The organism is Brevundimonas sp. (assembly GCF_051858995.1).
Lineage (GTDB): Bacteria > Pseudomonadota > Alphaproteobacteria > Caulobacterales > Caulobacteraceae > Brevundimonas.
Genome location: NZ_JBHYGN010000011.1, coordinates 180,457 through 201,855 on the forward strand (window position 1 = coordinate 180,457; position 21,399 = coordinate 201,855).

Here is a 21,399-nt window from a genome sequence, read left to right on the forward strand (position 1 = left end):
CGTTATCGTGACTGGTGAATTGACTGGCGCGACAGTACCGACCTTTTAAAGCAAAGCTGAACGGGGCGCGGCCCCGGCGACCCAGGAGACCGATTTCCATGATGAAACCTTCGACCTTCGTTCGTCTGGCCGCCGTTGGCGTCGCCGTGACCGCCATCGCCGCCTGCACCCCGCGCCGCCCGGTCGAGACCGGCGCCGGCGAGGTCACGCCGCCGTCGAACCCGCAATATCCGTCGAACCCCGGTCCGGTGACCGGCGGCAACCTCGGCGCTCCGGCTCCGGGCTCGGAGCAGGACTTCGTCGTCAACGTCGGCGACCGCGTCTACTTCGACCTGGACAGCTACACGGTCCGTTCGGAAGCTCGTCCGCGCCTCGACGCCCAGGTCGCCTGGCTCCAGCGCTATCCGTCGGTCACCGTCCGCATCGAGGGCAACGCCGACGAACGCGGCACCCGCGAATACAACCTCGCCCTGGGCGCCCGCCGCGCCGAGTCGATCCGCACCTATCTGATCGAGCGCGGCGTCAACGCCGGCCGCATCGACACCATCAGCTTCGGCAAGGAACGTCCGATCGCCGCCGGTTCGACCGAAGAGGCCTGGGCTCGCAACCGCAACGCCCACACCGCCATCGTCTCGGGCGCCACGCGGTAAATCGCGACAACAGTTGTATAGGGAGAGGGCGTCGGTTCACCGACGCCCTTTCTTTTTGTATGGCGGGTCTGTGATCCGCCTGAGTGCGGTCCGGGGGGATGCTGGCTATGGATATCGAAGGTGCGGGCGGCGTCGTGACCGCGGGACTGGTCGGCGCGGCGATCGAGAAGCCGACGGGCCATGCGGGCGAGGACCACACCGGCATCTGCGCCGACTGCGGGTCCGAGACCTCGGGCAATTTCTGCTCCAACTGCGGCCAGCCGACCCACGTCCACCGCACCCTGCTGCACCTCGGCGAGGAGGTGCTGCACGGCGTCATGCACTTTGACGCCCGCATCTGGCGCACCCTGCCGCTGCTGGCCTTCAACCCGGGCAAGCTGACGCGCGAGTGGATCCACGGCAAACGGACCCGGTACGTCTCGCCGCTGGCCATCTTCCTGTTCACGGTCTTCGTCACCTTCTTCGCGCTCAGCTTCGTGCACATGCCGGAGTCCTCCTACCACCCGGTCAGCACGGTCGCGGGTGAAGAGGGCGCCGCCGAGTTCGAGAAGGGACGGCAGGAGATCGCCGCGGCCCGCGCCCAGGCCACGACCGCCGCGGACAAGGCGGCCCTCGATGTCGCCGACGGCATCATCGCCGGCGTGGCCGGAAAGACCGGCGAGGCCGGCGAGGGGCATGCCGATGAAGAACAGTCGGACAGCTGGCAGGGGGCGGTCAGCGAGATCGCCAATGATGTCTACTCTGATCCGACCGTCAGCCCGGGCGTCAAGAAGGTCGCCAAGAAGCTGATGAACCCCGATCTGGCGGTCTATAAAATCCAGCAGACCTTCTACAAATTCGCCTTCCTGCTGGTGCCGTTGTCGATCCCCTTCATGGCCCTGCTGTTCCTGTGGCGGCGCAAGACGACCCTCTATGACCACGGCGTCTTCGTGCTCTACTCCCTGACCTTCGTGGTCATGGCGGGCCTCGTCGCCATGGGGCTGGGCTTCATCCATCCGGCGCTCGGCGTCTTCGCCTGGTTCGCCGTCATGGTCGGCACGCCCATCCACCAGTTCGCCCAGCTCAAGGGCGGCTATGAACTCGGCTGGTTCTCGACCATCTGGCGGTTCGTCTTCCTCCAGAACTTCTGCCTGATCATTGTCGGCCTGTTCATCACGGCGATCATCTATCTGGCGGTTGGCGTCTGACCGCCTTGCGACCGCCCCAAATCCGGTGAAACTGACCTCATGCTGAAGCTGCCGTCCGCCCTGCGCACCCGCAAAGCCGCCGTCACCGCCCTCGGTGTCGTGATGATCGCCGGCACGACCACGGTCGTCGCCCAGACCGCGCCGATGGAGGCCGTCCAGTGGGACAAGCGGCGGCTGGATCAGCTGGATCGCAACGTCCGCCGCCTCGAGCGGGCCGTAACCCAGCGCAACGCCGCCGGTCAGCCGGTTCTGGTCGAGCCGGATCCCGAGTTCGTCACCCTGCAGGGCCGCGTCGATCTGATGGCGGGCCGTCTGCAGGACATCGAGGCGACCACCACGCGCGTCAACGGCGATATCGAGCGGCTGACCTTCGCCCTGGACGAGGCCAAGCGCGACAACACCGCCCTGACGGCCCGTGTCCGTGACGCCGAGGGCCGGGTGCGCGCCATGGAGGAGGCCGCGGCCCGCGAGGCCGAGCTGAACGCGCCCATCCCCAGCACCTCGCCGACCGGCGACGCGGCCCGCGATCTGGCCGCCGCCGTCCGTCTGGCCGCCAGCGATCCGGCGCGCGGCGACCGCGCCCTGCAGACCGTGACCCTGGCCTGGCCCGACTCGCCGCAGGCCCGCGAAGCCTTCGCCCGCATCGGCGATCTGCGCGTCTCGGACAATGATTTCGAGGGCGCCTATCGCTCGTACGCCTCGGCCCTGCGCGGCTGGCCGACTACGCCGTGGGCCGCCGCCACCACGCTCGAACTCGCCAACGCCCTGAACGAGCAGGACCGTAAGACCGACGCCTGCGGCGCCCTGGTCGAGTTCACCAACCGCTACGCCGCCACCGCCACGGCGGCCCAGCGCACCCGCGCCACGGACATGGGCACGCGCTTCGCCTGCACCCCCGCCCGCGCCCCGGCGACGACTCGCCCGCCCGCCCGGCGGCCGGGCTGAGCCAGCCTGATCCCGACTGGGTCGTCCGGGCGCAAGCCCGCCTGACCGCCCGGCTGGAGACCGACAGCCCGCGTCCTCTGGTCGTCGCCCTCTCCGGGGGCGGCGACTCTGTCGCCCTGCTGCATCTCGCCGTCGACTGGGCCGACGCCCAGGGGCGGCCGGTGCTGGCCCTGACCGTCGATCACGCCCTCAACCCCGACAGCGCCGGCTGGTCCATCCGCGCCGAGGCCGCCGCTCGCGCTCTGGGCGCCGACTGGCGAGGTCTGGTCTGGCGGGGCGACAGGCCCGCCACGGGCCTGCCCGCCGCGGCTCGTCTGGCCCGCCACCGCCTGCTCGCTGACGCCGCCCGCAAGGCGGGAGCCCGCGTCATCCTGCTGGCCCACACCGCCGACGACATCGCCGAGAGCGAACTGATGCGGGCCCAGGGCTCGACCCTCGGTCGCCTGCGCGACTGGAGCCCGTCTCCGGTCTGGCCGGAGGGCAGAGGCCTCATGCTGCTGCGCCCCCTGCTGGACGCCCGCCGCGCCGACCTCAGGGCCTATCTCCGTGACCGGAACGCCGACTGGATCGAGGATCCGGCCAACGACGACCCCCGCTTCGCCCGCGCCCGCGCCCGGCGCAGCCTGGCTGCCACGGCCTCGGTCCTCGCCCCGGCGCCGGACGGCCCGGTCACGGGCGTTCTCGGCGTTCAGGACGATGTCATTCGCCTGTCCCGTCAGGTCACCGCCCGCGCCCTCTCGGCGGCGCTGGTCTGCGCGGGCGGCGGCGAGCGACCCCCGCGCGGCGAGCGGCTGGCGGCCATACTTGAGCGCCTTCGCTCCGGTCAGGCCTTCACCGCCACCCTCTGCGGCGCCCGGATCGACGCAAACGGCGAGCACGTTTTCGTGACGCGCGAACCGGGCGAGTTCCGTCGTCTGGCGTCTCAACCCCTTCCTTTGCCTCTTGGCGTCGAGACGGTCTGGGACGGTCGCTGGAGCCTCACCGCGCCGGAGGACGGCTGGTCCGTCGTCCCCGCCGTCGGGCGTCTGGCCGGGCTGTCAGACCCGGATCGCGCCGTTCTGGCTCCGCTTTCCCCCGCCGCGCGCAACGCCCGGCCTGTGCTGATCCGGAACGCTCCGGATGCGTCAGTTCTTGCAGGGGAGGGGGTGAAGGCGAAAGCTCTGGTCGAAGCGAGACTGGCGCTGGCGCTGGACGGAATGACGCATGAACTGGATCTGGATGCTCTCGCCCGTGGCGTGTTGCCCCGGAACCACCTATTTTCTGGCGTGACATCATCGAACGACGGGGCGCCGACGCGTCCCGAGGAAACGAGACGAGAATGAATCTGCGCACTGTGGCCATCATCGGCGTCCTGATCCTGGGCGCCGCGACGGCCTATATGGCCTTTAATCGCGGTGGGATCGTCGCGCCCGACGGGGGCAAAGCCGCCGCCGCGCGTCCGGTCGAGATGAGCTATTCCGACCTTCTGCGCGCGCGTGACGCCGACCAGATCAAGGCGATCGAGGTCCACGGCGAAACCGTCAAGACGACGCTGAAGGACAACAAGGTCTTCACCACCACCACCCCCCTGCCCAACAGCGACCTGATCGAGAGCATCAACGCCAAGGGCGCGGCCATCGAGGTCAAGAACACGCGTCAGCCCATCTGGGTCGGCATCCTCATGGCGGCGCTGCCGTTCCTGCTGATCATCGGCCTGTGGATCCTGATCATGCGCCAGATGCAGGGCGGGACCCGCGGCGCCATGGGCTTCGGCAAGTCCAAGGCCAAGCTCCTGACCGAGCACAAGGGCCGCAAGACCTTCGAGGACGTCGCCGGCGTGGACGAGGCCAAGGAAGAGCTGCGGGAGGTCGTCGACTTCCTCAAGGATCCGGGCAAGTTCCAGCGTCTGGGCGGCAAGATCCCCAAGGGCGCCCTGCTGGTCGGCCCTCCCGGCACCGGTAAGACCCTGCTGGCCCGCGCCGTCGCGGGTGAGGCGGGCGTGCCCTTCTTCTCCATCTCCGGCTCGGACTTCGTCGAAATGTTCGTCGGCGTCGGCGCCTCACGCGTCCGCGACATGTTCGAACAGGCCAAGAAGAACGCCCCCTGCATCATCTTCATCGACGAAATCGACGCCGTCGGTCGTCACCGCGGCGCCGGTCTGGGCGGCGGCAATGACGAGCGCGAGCAGACCCTCAACCAGCTGCTGGTCGAGATGGACGGCTTCGAGTCGAACGAAGGCATCATCCTGATCGCCGCCACCAACCGCCCTGACGTTCTGGACCCGGCCCTGCTGCGTCCGGGCCGCTTCGACCGCCAGGTCGTGGTGCCCAACCCCGACGTGGGCGGTCGCGAGAAGATCCTGCGCGTTCACATGAAGGACGTGCCGCTGGCCGCCGACGTCAACGTCAAGACCATCGCGCGCGGCACCCCGGGCTTCTCCGGCGCCGACCTGGCCAATCTGGTCAATGAGGCGGCCCTGATGGCGGCCCGCAAGGACCGTCGCATGGTCACCCACCGCGACTTCGAGGACGCCAAGGACAAGGTCATGATGGGCGCCGAGCGCAAGTCGATGGCCATGAGTGAGGAAGAGAAGAAGCTGACCGCCTATCACGAGGCCGGTCACGCCCTGGTCGCCATCAACGTCAAGATGGCCGACCCGGTGCACAAGGCGACCATCGTCCCGCGCGGCCGCGCGCTGGGCATGGTGATGCAGCTGCCGGAAGGCGACCGCTACTCGATGAACTACCAGCAGATGGTTGATCGCATCGCCATCATGGCCGGCGGTCGGGTCGCCGAAGAGCTGATCTTCGGCAAGGACCACATCACCTCTGGCGCCAGCTCGGACATCCAGCAGGCCACCAAGCTGGCCCGCGCCATGGTCACCCGCTGGGGCTTCTCCGAGAAGCTCGGCACCGTCGCCTATGGCGAGAACCAGGAAGAGGTCTTCCTCGGCCACTCGGTGTCGCGCACCCAGAACATTTCGGAAGAGACCGCCCGCATCATCGATGAGGAGGTCAAACGTCTGGTCACCCAGGGGTGGGACGAGGCTCGCAAGATCCTCACCACCAAGGCCGACGACCACGAGAAGCTGTCCCAGGCCCTGCTCGAGTACGAAACCCTCTCGGGCGACGAGATCCGGGACCTGCTGGAGAAGGGCCTCGCGCCGAACCGCGACGAGAACAACTTCCCCAACTCGGGCCCCTCGGTCTCCGTGCCGATCACCCCGGTGTCGGACGGTGTCGAGGTCGAGGCGCCGACGGTCCATTGATCGGACGTCACTGAAACAGGAGGGCCGGGGAGCGATCCCCGGCCCTTTCTGTTTGGCCCTCAGGTCAGCGCTTCGCAGTCTTCGATCAGCACCGGGGTCAGCACCCGCTCCCGACCGGACGGATCGGGCCAGCGGATCGACTGGCCCTGCGCCAGGCCCAGCAATCCGGCTCCGACATGGGATAGGGGCGAGATCAGGCCCGCGTCGATGTCGGCCTCCAGCGGCGGCACGATCTTCACCCGACGGGTCCGGCTGCTGCGCTCGTCCGTGTAATGGACCCAGCAGTTCAGCCCGACCGAATGCAGGCGGCGGCCGTCGCCGTGCACCTTCGCGCGGGCCAGTTCCTGTTGCAGCAGACCGGCGACGCCGTCGGCCTCGCCCTCCCCGACAAGGGTGGTCAGCAGGGCGTGGTCGGTCGCGCTCAGATGGATGGCGGGCAGGCGCGCGCTCGCGACGCCGGAGGAGCGGGTGGTCATGGAAATCTCTTGATGTGCGGAGGGCGCCGCGCCTCGGCGGACGTCAGCCTCTCGGGGGAAAACGGTCGTGTCACCCGGAAGCGCGACACGAGTCATCGCTTCCGGGTCAGCCGCCTGCGACGAGGCGTCCCGCGTGATTCAGCAACCGGCCCTGTTCGGACAATCCGCACATCCCCTCAGGCTAGGCTCGCGAGCGGGGAAGTCAAACCGGGGAGGGCATACGTCCAATCCTGACGCATCCGCCTGCTAATCTCCCTGCGTTCGAGCCCTCGGGACGTAGACGGGATAGACGTCATAGACGGTTGAGACGGTGTTTTTCGCACCGTCTACACGGCCCCCTCCGTCTCGGGTTCCGGCAAGGCCCCGTTTCCAAAAGCAATTTCCAAAACACCTTCTCCCGACTGAATCTCTCAAACGAACAAGTTTGCAATTCAAACAAGTCTATTGTAGATCGTCGTTCCTCAAACGAGGGGAGCCCCGTCCATGACCCATTCATCGCCAAAGCGCCTGCACGGCCTGGACGCCCTGAGGGGCGGCGCCCTGCTGCTGGGCGTGGTCCTGCACGCCAGCCTGTCCTTCTTCCCGCAGCAGATCTGGATCGTCGGCGACGACAGCACATCCATCGGCGCCGCCATGGTCTTCTTCCCGATCCACCTGTTCCGGATGACCGCCTTCTTCCTGATCGCGGGCCTGTTCGCCCACATGATGCTCAGCCGCAAAGGCTGGCTCGGCTTCGCGAAAGACCGCGCCATCCGCATCACCGGCCCGCTGCTGGCCTTCTGGTTCCCGGTCATGGCGGGCATCGTCACGGCCCTGGTCTGGAACGCCCATGTTCAGGGGCTGGTCGTCCCCGGCGCCCCGCCTCCGCCGCCGCCGACCTATGACTGGACCAACATCCCGCTGACCCACCTGTGGTTCCTCTACGTCCTGACCCTGTTCTGCATCGCGGTCCTGATCCTGCGCGCGCCCTTCGCCATGCTGGATCGTAAGGGCGGCTGGGGCCGGACGGTGGACCGCGTCACCGGCGCCCTGATCGGCTGGTGGACGCCCGTCCTGCTGGCCGCCCCGCTGGCGGTGGCCATGTGGCTGGACCCCAGGTGGATCGCCTTCTTCGCGGTCCCCACGCCCGACGCCGGTCTGGTCCCGCACACCGCGGCCCTCGTCGGCTTCGGCTCGGCCTTCGGTCTCGGCTTCCTGCTGGATCGCCGCCGCGACCTGCTGGAGCGCATCGCCCGCTGGTCGCCGGCCTTCCTGATCGTCGCCATCGGTGCGGGCGTCGCCGGCTGGGAGTTGGCGGGCGGTCCCAGCATCGCCCCCATGGTCGAGCCGACCCAGGCCAAGGCCGTCGCCGCCGCCGTCATCGCCCTGGCCGTCTGGAGCTCGGCCTTCGCCGCCATGGGCCTGTGCCTGCGCTTCCTCTCGGGCCACAGCCCCGTGCGCCGCTACCTCGCCGACGCCTCCTACTGGGTCTACATCCTGCACCTGCCGCTGGTCATGCTGGCCCAAGTCTGGGTGCAGAGCTGGCCGGGGCCGTGGTGGCTCAAGCTGGCGGGCGTGTCGCTGGGCGTCTTCGCCGTCTGCCTGCTGTCCTACGAGCTGACCGTCCGCCATGGCTTCATGGGCAAGTGGCTGAACGGCCGCCGCATCCCGTGGCGTCGCGCCCCGGCCCAGCCCGCCGCCATCCCCGCCGAATAACTTGCGAACAACCGCCGACTGGTCCACCCCGGACCGGTCGGCAGCCCGAAGAGAATCGTCATGCCCGCCAAGCCCCGCCTGCATTCGCCCGAGGATGACCTCGCCTTCATGCGCTCGATCGTCGAGAGCGGGGGCGGGCGCGTCCCGATGACGCTCGCCGTCTGCTACCTCGCGGGCGGCCTGCTCTACGGTCTCCAGTGCCTGTTCCATCTCGGCCAGGTCTTCGGAGTGATCCGGTGGCCCGACCTGGCCAACCTGGCCTTCGTGGTCGCCATCACCGCGACCTTCCTGTCCATCCTGACCTGGGCCATCCTGCGGGATCGCAAGACCGGGGCGGGCGCAAAGGGCCCGCTGGCCTCGCGCGTCACCAGCGCCGCCTTCAGCGCCACCGGCATGGCCAATACGGCGGTGATCATCGTCTTCGCCGTCGGCTCCTGGCGTGATCAGGACTTCGCCGTCTGGCTCTACTATTCCGCCATCGTCTTCGCCCTTCAGGCCGCCGCCTGGTACGTCGCCTGGATCCTCAGGAAGAAGGGCTGGATGCTGGCCGTCGCGCTCGGCGGCTGGGTCACGGCGGTGGCGCTGGGTCTGCTGGTGCGCCAGCCGCTGGCCTATCTCGGCGTCTGCACCGTCGCCCTGTTCCTGCTGTTCGCCCTGCCGGGCTGGATCCTGTACCGCGACGCCAAGGCCGCCGAGCTGAAGGCGGACTGAGCATGGGACTGGCCGATCTCGGACGGATCGACGACGTCATCCACGGCCGCATGCGGCTGGGGATCATGGTCTATCTGGCCGACGTGGAAACCGCCCATTTCACCGAGCTGAAGACCGTGCTGGAGGCGACCCAGGGCAACCTCTCCGTCCACCTCAAGAAGCTGGAGGAGGCGGGCTACGTCGCCATCGACAAGAGCTTCGTGAACAACAAGCCCCTGACCCGCGTCTCCATCACCGAACCGGGCCGCAAGGCCTTTCGGGACTATCTGTTCGCACTCGGCAACCTGATCGGGGGCAAGGGCTGATGGCCGTCTTTCGCCCGCGCGTCATGGGCATCGTCAACACCACCCCGGACAGCTTCTCTGACGGCGGACGTCACGACAGCGTCGAGGCCGCGATCGCCCACGGCCTCAAGCTGGCGGCGGACGGCGCCGACATCCTCGACATCGGCGGCGAAAGCACCCGCCCGGGCGCCGCGCCGGTCAGCGTCGAGGATGAGATCGCCCGCACCGCCCCGGTCATCGCCGGCCTTCGCGCCTCGGGCTGGGCCGGGCCGATCAGTATCGACACCATGAAACCCGAGGTCGCCGCCGTAGCCGTCGGGGCGGGGGCCGACATCTGGAACGACGTCGCCGCGCTCGGCTTCTCGCCCGCCAGCCTGCCGACCGCCGTCGACCTCGGCTGCGGCGTGATCCTGATGCACATGAAGGGCGAGCCGCGCACCATGCAGGACGCCCCCCACTATGACGACGTGGTCAGCGAGGTCGTCGACTGGCTGGCTGTCCGCGCGGGCGAGGTGATGGCCGCGGGCATCCCGGCCGAGCGGCTGTGGCTGGATCCCGGCATCGGCTTCGGCAAGACCCTGGCCCACAACATGGCCCTGACCGCCAACCTCGAACGCCTCGGCGCGACCGGCCTGCCGGTCCTGTATGGCGCCAGTCGCAAGCGCACCATCGCCGCCATCGACCCGACCGCCACCGACTCCTCCGACCGCCTCGGCGGCTCGCTGGCCCTGGCCCTGGAAGCGGCCCGACGCGGCGCCGCCATCATCCGCGTCCACGACGTCCGCGAGACGGTTCAGGCGCTGTCGGTTCAGGCGGCGGTGACCGCGGCCGCGCGCTGACGCTCACCGCCTTGCCGCCCGCCGAACTTTCCGCCATCTGCAGACCATGACCTCTCTCGGACGCGTCCTGATCATCGCCGGCTCGGACTCGGGCGGCGGCGCGGGCATACAGGCGGACATCAAGGCCGTCACCGCCATGGGCGGCTTCGCGGCCACCGCCATCACCGCCATCACGGTTCAGAACACCCTCGGCGTCCACGGCGTCCATCCCCTGCCGCTCGACCTGATCGAGGCCCAGGCCCGCGCCGTGCTGGACGACATCGGCGCCGACGCCATCAAGACCGGCATGCTGGGCTCCACCGATGTGGTCGAGCGCGTCGCCGCCATCCTCGACACTTCCGACGCCGCCACCGTCGTCGATCCCGTCATGATCGCCAAGGGCGGCCATCCCCTCCTGCCCGACGAGGCGGTGCAGGCGGTGCGGTCCCTGATGATCCCGCGCGCCAGCCTGCTGACCCCCAACGCCCCCGAGGCCGAGGCCCTGACCGGCCTCACCGTCGCCGACCTCGACGGCCAGCGCCGGGCGGGCGAGTTCCTGCTCGGCATAGGCGCCAGGGCGGTGCTGATGAAGGGCGGCCACGTCGCCACCGGCGACCGGGTCATCGATGTGCTCGTCACCGCCGACGGCGAGACCCTGCTGGAGGGCGAGCGCGTCGACACCCGCCACACCCACGGCACCGGCTGCACCCTGGCCAGTGCGTGCGCCGCCGGTCTGGCCAAGGGCCTGTCGCTCGAGATCGCCGTCACCGAAGCGTGGGCCTATGTCGCCGAAGCCATCCGCCGCGCCCCCGGCCTCGGCGGCGGCCACGGCCCGCTGGACCACGGCTGGAGGCTTCGCCGATGAACGACCTTGAAGCCCGGCTCGGCGACATCGTCCGCGCCACCCCCGACCTGATGCACGTCCTGACCACGGTGCGCGGTCTCGGTCTGAACGACTGGCGGGTCTTCTCCGGCGCCGTCTATCAGGCGGTCTGGAACGACCTCACCGGCCGCCCGGCGAGCTATGGGATCAAGGACTACGATCTCGGCTATTTCGATCCGGACACCAGCTGGGACGTCGAGGACGTGGTGATCAAGCAGGTCGCCGCCGCCTTCGAGCCGCCCTTCCGGGACATTGTCGAGGTCCGCAATCAGGCGCGCGTGGCAGAATGGTTTTCCGAAAAATTCGGTGAGGTTTACCCGCCTTTGGCTCATACGGACGAGGCCCTCGAACGCTTCGTCGCGCCCGCATTTGCGGTGGGGGTTAGGCTCGAAGAGGACGATGAAATCTCGGTTGTTGCGCCGTTCGGGCTTGAGGATGTGTTCAACCTGACGATCCGGCCAAACCCCAATCGACCGCTCGCGAAGGATTGGAATCGAGTGATCGAGAAGGCGAAGGCGCGTTGGCCGGAACTAATTGTCCTAACCGCCTGATTTCAGAATTTGGCGTGGCCGTGGGAGGATGCGCCAGTCGCTGATCCAAAGGCAAAGACCAATGTCGAGATCGCTATTTCGAACCGGAGTGCTGCTTCTGGTCAGCGGCATTTGGCTGGTCGGGGGATGCGCTGGCCCTCCCTCTCATACGAGTCTCACAGTCGATTCTCCGCGAGGCTTTTGCGGGGCCGACGACGATGCGCGCTCTTGGGTAAGGGCTGCGGCGCCAGACAATGCTCCGGCCTATCGAAGCATCGCTGATCAGAACCCGAATTTTCCCGTCCCTCAGTCCCCTGAACCTGAAATGTGGTTTTCGGTAGAGGACACTATCCTTCTATGTCGGGTGTCCCGTTCTGCGTGTTTAAGTGAGTGGTGGGAGTTCAAAGCAGGTGAACCGCCGATCCTCCGCTCTCGGGACGCTTGGATATGTGTGACCTGACCAAGGTCCGAATATACGAACAGAGTTGCGTCCACATCTGGTTCCCCGAGCGTTTCGGCGAACCCTATGAGGCCCTGCCGGACACCGACACGGCGCTCAGCCGCTTCGTCGCCCCGGCCTTCTCGGTCGGCGTCCGGCTGGAGGACGATGACGGTGTCAGCGTCGCGGCTCCTTTCGGGCTCCAGGACATGTTCGACATGACCCTGCGCCCCAACCCCAACCGCCCGCTGGCCAAGGGCTGGGACAAGGTGGTGGCCAGCGCGCGCGAGCGGTGGCCGGAGCTGAAGGTCGAGGGCGTGCAATGAAACAGTGGACCGTCGACGCCTTCTCCGCCGCCCCCTTCAAGGGCAACCCCGCCTGCGTGGTCGAGCCCTTCGACCAATGGCCCGATGGATCGTGGATGCAGGCGCTGGCCAAGGAGAACAATCAGGCCGAAACGGCCTTCCTGCTGCGCACCGATGATCCCGCTCGCTTCGGCCTGCGCTGGTTCACGCCGGGGATGGAGGTCGATCTGTGCGGTCACGCGACGCTGGCCTCGGCCCAAGTCCTGCTGGCGGAGACCGGACTGGATGTGCCCGCCGTGACCTTCGACACCCGTTCCGGCCCGCTGATCGTACGGGCGGTGGAGCAGGGCTATGAGATGGACTTCCCCGCCGATCCGCCACGCCGCACCGGCCCGGTCGCGGGTCTGGCCGAGGCGCTGGCCGTCGAGCCGCTGGAGGTCTGGGCTGGTCGCTATCTGGTCGCCGTTCTGGCGGACGCCGCCGCCGTTCATGCCGTGACGCCGGACATTCGCAGGTTAGCGTCGTTGCAGGGGCAGGCCGGGGAGGTGGGGCAGGTCATCGTCTGCGCACCCGCCGATCCGTCCGACGACGTCGATGTGGTGGATCGCTTCTTTGCTCCCGGCTGCGGTGTGGATGAGGACCCGGCCACCGGCTCGGCCCACTGCATCCTCGCGCCTCTGTATGCGGACAAGCTTTGCCGCCCGGACGTCCGCTTTCGCCAGGTCTTCCCCGGCCGCGGCGGCGACATCGCCACCGTTCTGACCGGCGACCGCGTCCTGCTGCGCGGCCAGGCCGTGACGGTGATCGAGAGCGTGTTGCGGGTCTGACCCAAAAAGGGGCGCGACCCTTGCGGATCGCGCCCCACTGACCTCTCGGGGAGGGAGCTGAGGTCAGCCGTTAGTAGCGACGGTTGTCGCGGTCGCGGCGTTCCTCACGGACCTGACGCGACAGGTTGTCGTAGCGGCGGTCCAGATCAGCGCGTTCGCGGGCCGACAGGCCGCCACGTTGGTAGCTGTACTCCAGGCGGACCAGCGCGTTCAGCTCGGTGCGAAGGCGGGTGGCTTCGCGGCGGCTCAGCTGGCCGTTGCGGGCGCCGACGTCGATGCGGCGATCCAGATTGTGCTTGCGCTGGGCGATGGGCTGCCAGCCGCGATAGTTTTGCTCGTAGCGCGGGCCGTTGTCGTGGTGACGCGACTGGGCCGAGGCGGCGGCCGGGACCGCGACCGAAGCCGCAGCCAGGACGAGGGCGGGGATGATGGCTTTCTTGAACATCGGGTCTCTCCTGCTGGCGCAACCGAACTGGCTGCGTTGACGTGGATAAAAGCAGCCCCGGCCTGAGCCCGATCTGAACAGCGAAAGTCAGTTAACGTTCATCTGCATGAAATCGCCGTCACGCTCCGGGCCGCTCCGCCGGGAGGGAGAATGATCCGCGCGCGTGTGGGGCCGGCGTGAGGTCTTCCGGTCGCGGTCCAAAAAAACGGCGCCGATCCCGGTCGCTAACGGTCCAACACCGCTGAAATGTGTCTAGACTATTCGTTCAGCCGTCGTTCAGAGCCGCGAGACTATACCCGTCAACATGAACCGGATGTCCGTCATTCTTGCCGCCGCCCTTCTCGCCGTCGCGCCGCTTTCGGCCGCCGCGCAGGAGCGTGGCGACCGCCGTGGGCCGGATCGCGAGGAGCGTCAGTCGCGCCCCGAGCGTCCGCAGATGAGCTCGGCCGAGGCCCAGCGCATCGCCCAGTCGCGCGCCGGCGGCGCCCGTTTCGTCGGTTATCGCGGCATGCAGGGCAACAGCTACGTTTTCGCCTTCGAGCGCGACGGACGTGTCTTTAACGTCACCGTCGACGCCAGCCGCTAGGATCCCACGACAATGCGAGTGCTGCTGGTTGAAGACGACGTCGATCTGTCGCGTCAGCTGAAGATGGCCCTGAGCGACGCGGACTACGCCGTCGATCACGCCGCCGACGGCGAGGAAGCCCACTTCCTCGGCGACACCGAGCCCTATGACGTCATCATCCTCGATCTGGGCCTGCCCAAGATCGACGGCGTCTCGGTGCTTGAGCGCTGGCGGCGCGAGGGCAAGACCACGCCGGTCCTGATCCTGACCGCGCGCGGCGCCTGGTCGGACAAGGTGTCGGGCTTCGACGCCGGGGCCGACGACTATCTGACCAAGCCCTTCCACACCGAGGAGCTGCTGGCCCGTCTGCGCGCCCTGCTGCGTCGCTCGGCGGGCATCGCCTCGGCCACCCTGTCCTGCGGCGGCCTGCGTCTCGACCCGCGCGCGGCCCGAGCCAGCGTGAATGGCGAGCCCCTGCGCCTGACCTCGCTGGAATACCGCCTGCTGCACTACATGATGATGCATCAGGGTCGGGTCATCAGCCGCACCGAGCTGGTCGAGCACCTGTACGATCAGGACTTCGACCGCGACTCCAACACCATCGAGGTCTTCGTTGGTCGTCTGCGCAAGAAGATCGGCTCCGACCGGATCGAGACCGTGCGCGGCCTGGGCTATCGCCTGACGCCGCTGCCCGGGGAGTCGACCGAAGGGTGACCGACACGGCGGGGGGCGAGGAGACCGCTGCGGCGCCCAGAAGCTGGGGCCGCTGGATCGGCCGTCCGGGCCACAGCCTGACGCGCCGCCTGATCTGGCTGGCGTCGGCCTGGATCATCGTCGCCCTGCTGCTCGCGGGCTGGGCCCTGACCAGCCAGTATCAGGAAAGCGCCCTGCGCCGCCTCGGCTTCGTGCTGGGCGACACCATCGACGACGTGGTTCTGGCCACGACGGTGACCCCCGAGGGGGTGACCGTGGCCGAGATCAAGGACTCCCGCACCCTCCGCCCCCTGTCCGGCAAATACTGGGCGATCGGCGAGCTGGACGGGCAGGGCGGCGTTCAGGTTCTGGCCCGCTCGCCCTCGCTGGTCGGCGAGGACCTGGAGGTGCCGCCGGGACTGGCGCACCGCCTCGAGTCGGCCTTCGGCGAGACGATCAGCTACAACGACATCGACCCCATCGGCCGCCCGCTGCGCGTCGCCGCCAGCCTGAAGTCCATGCCGGGGCGAGAGGCGCCGCTGGTGCTGATGGCCGGGATCAATCGCTCGGACATCGACACCGACACCCGCCAGTTCGCCACCTTCACCTGGACCGCCCTGCTGATCCTCGGCCTGGGTCTGGTGGTCGCGGTCTTCCTGCAGGTGCAGATCGGCCTGCGGCCCCTGTTCGGCCTGCGCAACGAGATTTCCGACGTCCGCAAGGGCAAGGCGGCGCGGATCGTTCACAGCTATCCGGTCGAGATCCAGCCCCTGGCCGAGCAGGTGAACCGCCTGCTGGACCACAATCAGGAGACGGTGGAGCGCCAGCGCACCCACGTCGGCAACCTGGCCCACGCCCTGAAGACGCCGCTGTCGGTCATGCTGGCCGAGGCGGGGACGCAGCAGGGGCCGCTGCCGGACATGGTCCGCAAGCAGACCGAGGTGATGAAGGCCCAGGTCGATCACCACCTGCGCCGCGCCCGCGCCGCCGCCCGCGCCCAGTTGCTGGGCGAGCGCACCCCCATCGCCGAGGTGCTGGACGAGATGGCCGTCATGCTCGAGCGGGTGTTCGAGTGGAAGACTGTCGAGATCGACTGGCGCGCCCCCGATGACCTCGGCTTCCGCGGCGAGCGGCAGGACCTGCAGGAGATCCTCGGAAACCTGATGGAGAACGCCTGCAAATGGTCGAAGCGCCGGGTGCGCATCTCGGCCGGCGCGACCGGTCTGGGCCAGATGGTGGTGGTGGTCGAGGACGACGGTCCCGGCCTGCCCGAGGACCAGCGCGAGGCGGCTCTGCAGCGCGGCATGCGGATGGACGAGACCACCCCCGGCTCGGGCCTGGGCCTGTCCATCGTGGTCGAGCTGACCCGCGCCTATGGCGGCAAGATCACCCTGGCCGACAGCGACATGGGCGGGCTGAAGGTCCTGCTGGAGCTCCCGACCGCCGAAATCTGAGTGCGAACAGGCGGTTATCGCCTGTTAACCTCGACGGTGCACTTTCCGCCCCTGGTCGGGATGTCGCCCGACCCCGAGGTGCCTCATGTCCGGGCTGACCGCCGCCCATCGCGTCGCGCTGGCCGCCCTGATAGGGCGTTGCCCCGAGCCCGTGCTCAAGTCCGTCTCGGCCGCCGTCGCCGGCCTGCCGGGCGGCCGCGCCGCCGAGCTGCGTCTGATGCTGGCCGAGGAGGTCCGCGACCGCGCCCGCCGCGCCTATGTGCTGGCCCCGGTCGCGCGCATGTTCCAGCCCCGGACCGACGGCATCGCCGCCATGACCTTCCCGGCTTCGGTCCTGCCCCGCCTGTGGCGGCTGGCCGTCGAGCGCGAGCTGGACCTGCTGCCCCGCCTCGACAAGGACGGCCCCGACGCTGTCGCCGTGGCCAACCGCTACTGCCTGTCCGCCGCCGCCGCCGTGCGCGACCGGCCCGCCCTCGTCTGGCCCGAGGATCTGGCTCCCGAGCGCCGCGCGCAGGGGCTGATCGACCTGGCCTGGTGCCTGGACCTGTCCCACCTCGCCCGCCGGGCCCTGCCGTCCATCGAGGTGTGGCTGAAGCGCCCCGACGGCGACCAGCTGGCCGAGCTGCGCCTGCTGGTGAAGGACTGCTCCGACATCCACGAGGACGGCGCCAGCCGCCTGCTGGAGATGCTGTTCGCTCGGCTGGACGACGCGGTGCTGGTGCTGCGGATCATCACCCGGACCTCGGGCGTCGCGGGCCGCCGGGGCTTCCTCAGCGCTTCTGAGCTGGCGGGCTTCGTCGAGCGGCTGCTGGCGGGGGTGGATACGCGCTCCGAGCGGCTGGCCGCCTATCGCCCGGACGGAACGCCCGGCGGCGTCGACGCCGTCATCGCGGATCTCGACTGGTGCGCCAGCGTGCTGGCCGAGCTGGACGTCACCCTGACCCTGGACCCGGAATCGGAGTGGGGACGCCGGGTGCGCGACAGCCGGGTCAAGGTGGCCGGCTGGCTGGCGGGCCTGCTGCGCACCGCCGACAAGGCCGTGGACAAGGCCCTGCCGCTGACCCGGGTGCAGACCTCGGGCCGGATGAGCCGCATGGCGCCCATGCTGGACGCCGCCGCGCGAGGTCCGGCCGCTGACGCCGCCCTGGCCCTGCTGCGGCTGGTCGGCGCGACCCGGGGCGCCGCCGCCGTCTTCGGCTCGGAGGCCGCGCGCAAGACCCTGGTCGACGCCCTGACCGACCGCCTCAGCGACTACGCCGATCAGGTCCTGACCATGGTCAATGATGGCGAGGCGTCGGACGAGGAGCATGCGCTGAAGCTGGTTTCGGTCGCCGCCCGCTACCTCGAACTGATCGAGGCCAAGGACGCCGCCCGGACTGTGCGTCGCCGCGCCGCAGTCGCCGGGGGCGCGCCTGTGTCCGCCGGGGCCTCGTCGCGGGCGGCCTGATCCGCTACATCGCGCGGCGATGACATTCTTCTGGATCATGACAGCCCTCCTGGCCGCCCTCGCGGGGCTGCTGGTGCTGGCCGGAGCCCGCCGTGGCGCGGACGCGGGCGAGGCGGTCGAGACCGCCGCCGCGGTGGCCGAACTGGCCGAGCTGGATCGCCTGAAGGCCCGGGGCCTGATGGACGAGGCGAGCTGGACCGCCGCCCGCGCCGAGGCCGGCCGCCGCATCCTGTCGGGCGAGCGCACCGCCGCCCCGCTGCGGGTGGGCGCCAAGGACCGGGTCTGGACCCTGGCCGGGGTCGGCGTGACGGTCGCCGCCGCCCTGGGCCTGTACATGGCCGTCGGCACCTCGGGCCTGCCGGATCAGGCCTATGAGCGCCGCGTCGATGAATGGGCGACCCAGCCCGAGATGCTGGAGGGCCCTCAACTGGCCGCCGTCGTCGCCCGGGTGGTGCGCGAGCAGCCGGACAATCGCGAGGCCCTGACCATGCTGGGCGCGGCCCGGTTCGACGCGGGCGATCCCATCGGCGCCGCCTCGGCCTTCCGCCGGGCGCTGGCCCTGAACCCCGAGGACGCCCAGAGCTGGGCGCGGCTGGGCGAAAGCCTGGTGCGCGCCAACGGCGGCGAAGTCGGCGGCGACGCCGAGGCCGCCTTCCATGAAGCGCTGAAGCGCGATCAGAGCCAACTGGGCGCTCGCTACTTCCTCGGCGAGGCCGCGCTGGCGCGAGGCGACGCCGCCACGGTGCGCGAGATGTGGCTGCCGCTGATCGCCGCGCTCGATCCCGCTGATCCGCGCCGGACCGATCTGGAACGCCGCCTGCCGCCGGGAGGTCCCGCATGAGCTGGCTGCCGAAATCGCCCAAGGCGCGCCGTCGCCTGTGGATCGTCGCCGCCGTGGCCCCCATCCTGGCGCTGGCCGTAGGGCTGTCGCTCTACGCCATGCGCGACAGCGTGACCTTTTTCTTCTCGCCGTCCGAGGCCACCCTCGAGAAGGCGCCGGAGGGGCGGGTGATCCGCCTCGGCGGGCTGGTCGAGATGGGCAGCGTCAAGCGCTCGAACGACGGCGAGGTCGCCTTCGTCGTCACCGACAATCTGGCCTCGACCCGTGTGGTCTATCGCGGCGACCTGCCCGATCTGTTCCGCGAGGGGCAGGGGATCGTGGCCCAGGGCGCCTTCCAGGCGGACCGCACGTTCCGCGCGACGCAGGTGCTGGCCAAGCACGACGAGAACTACATGCCGCGCGAGGTTCAGGAGAGCCTGAAGGCCAAGGGCGAGTGGCGTCCCGAGACGGAAGGTCCCGCCGCGTGATCGTCGAAACCGGGGCCTTCGCCCTCATCCTCGCCCTGGCCCTGTCGGCCCTGCAGGCGGTCATCGCCGCCGCCGGTCGCCTGCGTCGCAGCCCGGTGCTGGCGGGCGCCGCCAACGGCGCGGCCATCGCCTCGGCGGGTCTGATCGCCGTGGCCTTCGCGGCCCTGATCTTCGCCTTCGTGGTGTCGGACTTCTCGGTCGCCAACGTCGCGGCCAACAGCCACACCGACAAGCCCATGCTCTACAAGGTGGCCGCCGCCTGGGGTAGCCACGAGGGCTCGCTGCTGCTGTGGTGTCTGGTCCTGACCGGTTTCGGCGCGGCGTTGGCGCGGGCGCAGAACCTGCCGTTCGGTTTGAAGACCAGCGCGGTCGCCACCCAAGGGCTGCTGGGCGCACTGTTCCTCAGCTTCACCGTCTTCACCTCCAACCCGTTCACGCGCCTGAACCCGGCCCCCTTCCAAGGGGAATCGCTCAATCCGCTGCTGCAGGACCCGGCCTTGGCCTTCCACCCGCCGCTGCTCTACTGCGGCTATGTCGGTTTCTCGGTCTGCTTCTCGCTGGCCGTCGCCGCCCTGATCGAGGGCCGGGCCAACGCCAGCTTCTGGCCTGCCTGGGGTCGCTGGGTCCGTCCGTGGGCGCTGGCCAGCTGGGCCTTCCTGACCGTCGGCATCCTGCTGGGCAGCTTCTGGGCCTACTATGAGCTGGGCTGGGGCGGCTGGTGGTTCTGGGATCCCGTGGAGAATGCGTCGTTCATGCCATGGCTGGCGGGCGCGGCCCTGCTGCACAGCGCGGTGGTGACCGAGCGGCGCGGGGCGCTGGCGGGCTGGACGACCTTCCTGGCCCTGCTGGCCTTCACCTTCTCCATGCTGGGCGCCTTCCTCGTGCGCTCGGGCGTGCTGACCAGCGTCCACGCCTTCGCCGTCGATCCCGAGCGGGGGATGATGTTGCTGGCCATTCTCGGCGGGACCGCCGGTCTGGCCTTCGCCCTGTTCGCCTGGCGCGCGCCGCAGCTGAAGGGCGGTGGCATGTTCGCTCCGGTCAGCCGTGAAGGCGCGCTGGTGATCAACAACCTGTTCCTCACCGCCGCCGCCGCGACGGTGCTGCTGGGCACCCTCTATCCGCTGATCCTTGAGGCGGCGTCGGGTGCGACCATCTCGGTCGGTCCGCCCTATTTCGCCCTGACGTTCGTGCCGCTGATGACCGTGGCTCTGCTGATCCTGCCCGCCGGGCCTTTGCTGGCGTGGAAGCGCGGCGATCTGAAGGGCGTGACGCAGAGGCTGGCCATCGCCGCCGCCCTGACGGTGGTCATGGCGCTGTTGGCCTTCGCCGTGTTCGAGCCGCGCAAGGCGTTGTCGGCGGCGGGCATCGGTCTGGGCGCCTGGCTGATCCTCGGGGCGCTGGCCGAGACGGCGGAGCGCATCAAGCTGTTCCGCGCGCCTCTGGCCGAGACCCTGCGCCGGGCCAAGGGGCTGCCGCTGGGCGCCTGGGGCATGACGCTGGCCCACGCGGGGCTCGGCGTCTTCGTGCTCGGGGCGGTGGTCGAGACCGGCTATCGCATCGAGGCCGCGCGTCCGCTGGCCATCGGCCAGTCGGTGCAGGCGGGCAAATGGACCGTCACCCTCAATGAGGTGAAGATTGTCGAAGGCCCCAACTATCTGGCCGAGCAGGGCCGCCTCAGCGTCGCCTCGCCCGGCGGCCGCACGAAAGAGGTCACCGCCGAGCGCCGCTTCTTCCCGGCGGGCGGTCAGACCACGACCGAGGTCGGGCTCGATTTCCGCGGGCTGGACGACGTCTATGTGGTGGTCGGCGAGCGGGCCCAGGCGACCGACGGCGCTCCGGCGTGGAACGTCCGCGTCTGGTGGAACCCGTGGGCGCGGCTGATCTTCCTCGGGCCGCTGATCATGGCGCTGGGCGGAGTGTTGTCCCTGTTTGATCGTCGCCTGCGGGTGGCCGTCGGCGCGCGGAAGGCGGCGGCATGAAGCGGGTCCTGCTGATCGCCGTGGCCGCGCTGGGCCTGATCGCCGCCGAGCCGCCGCCCGCGCCGGACCGTCCCTTGCCGGACGCGGCGCAGGAAGCCCGCGCCCAGCGCCTGTTCGACGACATCCGCTGCGTGGTCTGCCAGCACGAAGCCATCGCCGACAGTCCGGCGGGCATCGCCTCGGACATGCGCGGTCTGGTGCGCGAGCAGATCGCCGCCGGGAAGACCGACAAGGCCATCCGCGAGGATCTGGTGCGTCGCTACGGCGACTTCGTCCTGTTCAAGCCGCCGGTGCGGATCGGGACCTGGTTGTTGTGGTTCGGCCCGTTCGCCGCCCTGCTGGCGGTGGGCGCGGCTTTCATCGCCTTCGCGCGTCGTCGCAAGACCGAGGTCGCGCCGCTTTCGCCTGAGGAGGAGGCCCGGCTGGCCGATATTCTCGCGGGACAGGAGCTTCGCCGCGATCCTGACGCAAAGCGGTCCGACGACTGACGCGGGGCAGGAGCCACATCAGG

The 21,399-nt window shown here is 69.4% G+C and carries 23 protein-coding genes; 21 read left to right on the forward strand and 2 right to left on the reverse strand.

The features are described 5' to 3' along the window. Positions 1-101 precede the first annotated feature (101 nt). The 5 genes from pal to ftsH all read left to right on the forward strand — a co-directional run bounded on the left by pal (position 102) and on the right by ftsH (position 6,029). Positions 102-650 carry a peptidoglycan-associated lipoprotein Pal gene (gene pal, locus ACTIEF_RS13200; protein WP_439472677.1) on the forward strand — a complete coding sequence of 183 codons (549 nt, stop codon included), beginning with the start codon at positions 102-104 and terminating at the stop codon, positions 648-650. Between the two features lie 107 nt (positions 651-757). After that, on the forward strand, positions 758-1,837 hold the full coding sequence (locus tag ACTIEF_RS13205) for a DUF3667 domain-containing protein (protein WP_439472601.1): 1,080 nt from the start codon (positions 758-760) through the stop codon (positions 1,835-1,837). 39 nt (positions 1,838-1,876) lie between these two features. After that, positions 1,877-2,782 (forward strand): tetratricopeptide repeat protein, encoded by a 906-nt coding sequence (locus ACTIEF_RS13210; RefSeq protein ID WP_439472602.1) that lies wholly within the window; start codon positions 1,877-1,879, stop codon positions 2,780-2,782. Continuing rightward, entirely contained in the window at positions 2,779-4,104 is a 1,326-nt protein-coding gene (tilS, locus tag ACTIEF_RS13215) for a tRNA lysidine(34) synthetase TilS (protein ID WP_439472678.1), read from the forward strand. Before ACTIEF_RS13210 ends, tilS begins: the two co-directional genes overlap by 4 nt. Next, complete coding sequence (gene ftsH / locus ACTIEF_RS13220; RefSeq protein ID WP_439472603.1) at positions 4,101-6,029, forward strand: ATP-dependent zinc metalloprotease FtsH; 1,929 nt, start codon at positions 4,101-4,103, stop codon at positions 6,027-6,029. The genes tilS and ftsH overlap by 4 nt, the downstream gene beginning before the upstream one ends. A gap of 59 nt (positions 6,030-6,088) precedes the next feature. Here the strand turns inward: ftsH and ACTIEF_RS13225 are convergent, their stop codons facing one another. Then, positions 6,089-6,505, reverse strand: coding sequence for a GreA/GreB family elongation factor (locus tag ACTIEF_RS13225; protein ID WP_439472604.1), 417 nt, complete (start codon positions 6,503-6,505; stop codon positions 6,089-6,091). A 483-nt stretch (positions 6,506-6,988) separates the two neighbouring features. Between ACTIEF_RS13225 and ACTIEF_RS13230 the strand changes: the two genes are divergently transcribed. The 8 genes from ACTIEF_RS13230 (at position 6,989) to ACTIEF_RS13265 (ending at position 12,997) form a co-directional block, all read left to right on the forward strand. Continuing rightward, the gene (locus tag ACTIEF_RS13230; RefSeq protein ID WP_439472605.1) at positions 6,989-8,200 is read left to right on the forward strand and encodes an acyltransferase family protein; all 1,212 of its coding nucleotides are present in this window, start codon (positions 6,989-6,991) and stop codon (positions 8,198-8,200) included. Between the two features lie 60 nt (positions 8,201-8,260). Beyond that, the gene (locus ACTIEF_RS13235; protein WP_439472606.1) at positions 8,261-8,911 is read left to right on the forward strand and encodes a hypothetical protein; all 651 of its coding nucleotides are present in this window, start codon (positions 8,261-8,263) and stop codon (positions 8,909-8,911) included. A gap of 2 nt (positions 8,912-8,913) precedes the next feature. Then, positions 8,914-9,216: a winged helix-turn-helix domain-containing protein gene (locus ACTIEF_RS13240; protein WP_439472607.1), complete on the forward strand. Its 303-nt coding sequence runs from the start codon at positions 8,914-8,916 to the stop codon at positions 9,214-9,216. Next, complete coding sequence (gene folP / locus ACTIEF_RS13245; RefSeq protein WP_439472608.1) at positions 9,216-10,034, forward strand: dihydropteroate synthase; 819 nt, start codon at positions 9,216-9,218, stop codon at positions 10,032-10,034. Before ACTIEF_RS13240 ends, folP begins: the two co-directional genes overlap by 1 nt. 46 nt (positions 10,035-10,080) lie before the next feature. Further along, complete coding sequence (gene thiD, locus ACTIEF_RS13250) at positions 10,081-10,878, forward strand: bifunctional hydroxymethylpyrimidine kinase/phosphomethylpyrimidine kinase (RefSeq protein WP_439472609.1); 798 nt, start codon at positions 10,081-10,083, stop codon at positions 10,876-10,878. Further along, complete coding sequence (locus ACTIEF_RS13255) at positions 10,875-11,447, forward strand: nucleotidyltransferase family protein (RefSeq protein WP_439472610.1); 573 nt, start codon at positions 10,875-10,877, stop codon at positions 11,445-11,447. Before thiD ends, ACTIEF_RS13255 begins: the two co-directional genes overlap by 4 nt. Before the next feature lie 426 nt (positions 11,448-11,873). Further along, the gene (locus tag ACTIEF_RS13260) at positions 11,874-12,191 is read left to right on the forward strand and encodes a nucleotidyltransferase family protein (protein ID WP_439472611.1); all 318 of its coding nucleotides are present in this window, start codon (positions 11,874-11,876) and stop codon (positions 12,189-12,191) included. Continuing rightward, entirely contained in the window at positions 12,188-12,997 is an 810-nt protein-coding gene (locus tag ACTIEF_RS13265; RefSeq protein ID WP_439472612.1) for a PhzF family phenazine biosynthesis protein, read from the forward strand. Before ACTIEF_RS13260 ends, ACTIEF_RS13265 begins: the two co-directional genes overlap by 4 nt. Before the next feature lie 70 nt (positions 12,998-13,067). Here the strand turns inward: ACTIEF_RS13265 and ACTIEF_RS13270 are convergent, their stop codons facing one another. Then, the gene (locus ACTIEF_RS13270; protein WP_439472613.1) at positions 13,068-13,442 is read right to left on the reverse strand and encodes a hypothetical protein; all 375 of its coding nucleotides are present in this window, start codon (positions 13,440-13,442) and stop codon (positions 13,068-13,070) included. A gap of 313 nt (positions 13,443-13,755) precedes the next feature. Here ACTIEF_RS13270 and ACTIEF_RS13275 point away from each other — a divergent pair, with 313 nt between their 5' ends. The 8 genes from ACTIEF_RS13275 (at position 13,756) to ACTIEF_RS13310 (ending at position 21,376) form a co-directional block, all read left to right on the forward strand. Next, positions 13,756-14,028: a hypothetical protein gene (locus ACTIEF_RS13275; protein WP_439472614.1), complete on the forward strand. Its 273-nt coding sequence runs from the start codon at positions 13,756-13,758 to the stop codon at positions 14,026-14,028. A 12-nt stretch (positions 14,029-14,040) separates the two neighbouring features. Then, the gene (locus ACTIEF_RS13280; RefSeq protein WP_439472615.1) at positions 14,041-14,721 is read left to right on the forward strand and encodes a response regulator transcription factor; all 681 of its coding nucleotides are present in this window, start codon (positions 14,041-14,043) and stop codon (positions 14,719-14,721) included. Continuing rightward, on the forward strand, positions 14,718-16,154 hold the full coding sequence (locus ACTIEF_RS13285) for a sensor histidine kinase (protein WP_439472616.1): 1,437 nt from the start codon (positions 14,718-14,720) through the stop codon (positions 16,152-16,154). The genes ACTIEF_RS13280 and ACTIEF_RS13285 overlap by 4 nt, the downstream gene beginning before the upstream one ends. An 85-nt stretch (positions 16,155-16,239) precedes the next feature. Then, on the forward strand, positions 16,240-17,601 hold the full coding sequence (locus tag ACTIEF_RS13290; RefSeq protein ID WP_439472617.1) for a hypothetical protein: 1,362 nt from the start codon (positions 16,240-16,242) through the stop codon (positions 17,599-17,601). Between the two features lie 37 nt (positions 17,602-17,638). Further along, entirely contained in the window at positions 17,639-18,442 is an 804-nt protein-coding gene (gene ccmI, locus ACTIEF_RS13295; RefSeq protein ID WP_439472618.1) for a c-type cytochrome biogenesis protein CcmI, read from the forward strand. Further along, entirely contained in the window at positions 18,439-18,909 is a 471-nt protein-coding gene (gene ccmE, locus ACTIEF_RS13300) for a cytochrome c maturation protein CcmE (RefSeq protein WP_439472619.1), read from the forward strand. Before ccmI ends, ccmE begins: the two co-directional genes overlap by 4 nt. Further along, positions 18,906-20,888 (forward strand): heme lyase CcmF/NrfE family subunit, encoded by a 1,983-nt coding sequence (locus ACTIEF_RS13305; RefSeq protein ID WP_439472620.1) that lies wholly within the window; start codon positions 18,906-18,908, stop codon positions 20,886-20,888. Before ccmE ends, ACTIEF_RS13305 begins: the two co-directional genes overlap by 4 nt. After that, positions 20,885-21,376 carry a cytochrome c-type biogenesis protein gene (locus ACTIEF_RS13310; protein ID WP_439472621.1) on the forward strand — a complete coding sequence of 164 codons (492 nt, stop codon included), beginning with the start codon at positions 20,885-20,887 and terminating at the stop codon, positions 21,374-21,376. The genes ACTIEF_RS13305 and ACTIEF_RS13310 overlap by 4 nt, the downstream gene beginning before the upstream one ends. The last annotated feature ends 23 nt before the right edge of the window (positions 21,377-21,399 follow it).

Bases quoted from the DNA above. Each gene is read 5' to 3' on its own strand.
- pal (WP_439472677.1), top strand. From the start codon at position 102: ATGAAACCTTCGACCTTCGTTCGTCTGGCCGCCGTTGGCGTCGCCGTG.
- ACTIEF_RS13205 (WP_439472601.1), top strand. From the start codon at position 758: ATGGATATCGAAGGTGCGGGCGGCGTCGTGACCGCGGGACTGGTCGGC.
- ACTIEF_RS13210 (WP_439472602.1), top strand. From the start codon at position 1,877: ATGCTGAAGCTGCCGTCCGCCCTGCGCACCCGCAAAGCCGCCGTCACC.
- ftsH (WP_439472603.1), top strand. From the start codon at position 4,101: ATGAATCTGCGCACTGTGGCCATCATCGGCGTCCTGATCCTGGGCGCC.
- ACTIEF_RS13225 (WP_439472604.1), bottom strand. From the start codon at position 6,505: ATGACCACCCGCTCCTCCGGCGTCGCGAGCGCGCGCCTGCCCGCCATC.
- ACTIEF_RS13230 (WP_439472605.1), top strand. From the start codon at position 6,989: ATGACCCATTCATCGCCAAAGCGCCTGCACGGCCTGGACGCCCTGAGG.
- ACTIEF_RS13235 (WP_439472606.1), top strand. From the start codon at position 8,261: ATGCCCGCCAAGCCCCGCCTGCATTCGCCCGAGGATGACCTCGCCTTC.
- ACTIEF_RS13240 (WP_439472607.1), top strand. From the start codon at position 8,914: ATGGGACTGGCCGATCTCGGACGGATCGACGACGTCATCCACGGCCGC.
- folP (WP_439472608.1), top strand. From the start codon at position 9,216: ATGGCCGTCTTTCGCCCGCGCGTCATGGGCATCGTCAACACCACCCCG.
- thiD (WP_439472609.1), top strand. From the start codon at position 10,081: ATGACCTCTCTCGGACGCGTCCTGATCATCGCCGGCTCGGACTCGGGC.
- ACTIEF_RS13255 (WP_439472610.1), top strand. From the start codon at position 10,875: ATGAACGACCTTGAAGCCCGGCTCGGCGACATCGTCCGCGCCACCCCC.
- ACTIEF_RS13260 (WP_439472611.1), top strand. From the start codon at position 11,874: ATGTGTGACCTGACCAAGGTCCGAATATACGAACAGAGTTGCGTCCAC.
- ACTIEF_RS13265 (WP_439472612.1), top strand. From the start codon at position 12,188: ATGAAACAGTGGACCGTCGACGCCTTCTCCGCCGCCCCCTTCAAGGGC.
- ACTIEF_RS13270 (WP_439472613.1), bottom strand. From the start codon at position 13,442: ATGTTCAAGAAAGCCATCATCCCCGCCCTCGTCCTGGCTGCGGCTTCG.
- ACTIEF_RS13275 (WP_439472614.1), top strand. From the start codon at position 13,756: ATGTCCGTCATTCTTGCCGCCGCCCTTCTCGCCGTCGCGCCGCTTTCG.
- ACTIEF_RS13280 (WP_439472615.1), top strand. From the start codon at position 14,041: ATGCGAGTGCTGCTGGTTGAAGACGACGTCGATCTGTCGCGTCAGCTG.
- ACTIEF_RS13290 (WP_439472617.1), top strand. From the start codon at position 16,240: ATGTCCGGGCTGACCGCCGCCCATCGCGTCGCGCTGGCCGCCCTGATA.
- ccmI (WP_439472618.1), top strand. From the start codon at position 17,639: ATGACAGCCCTCCTGGCCGCCCTCGCGGGGCTGCTGGTGCTGGCCGGA.
- ccmE (WP_439472619.1), top strand. From the start codon at position 18,439: ATGAGCTGGCTGCCGAAATCGCCCAAGGCGCGCCGTCGCCTGTGGATC.
- ACTIEF_RS13310 (WP_439472621.1), top strand. From the start codon at position 20,885: ATGAAGCGGGTCCTGCTGATCGCCGTGGCCGCGCTGGGCCTGATCGCC.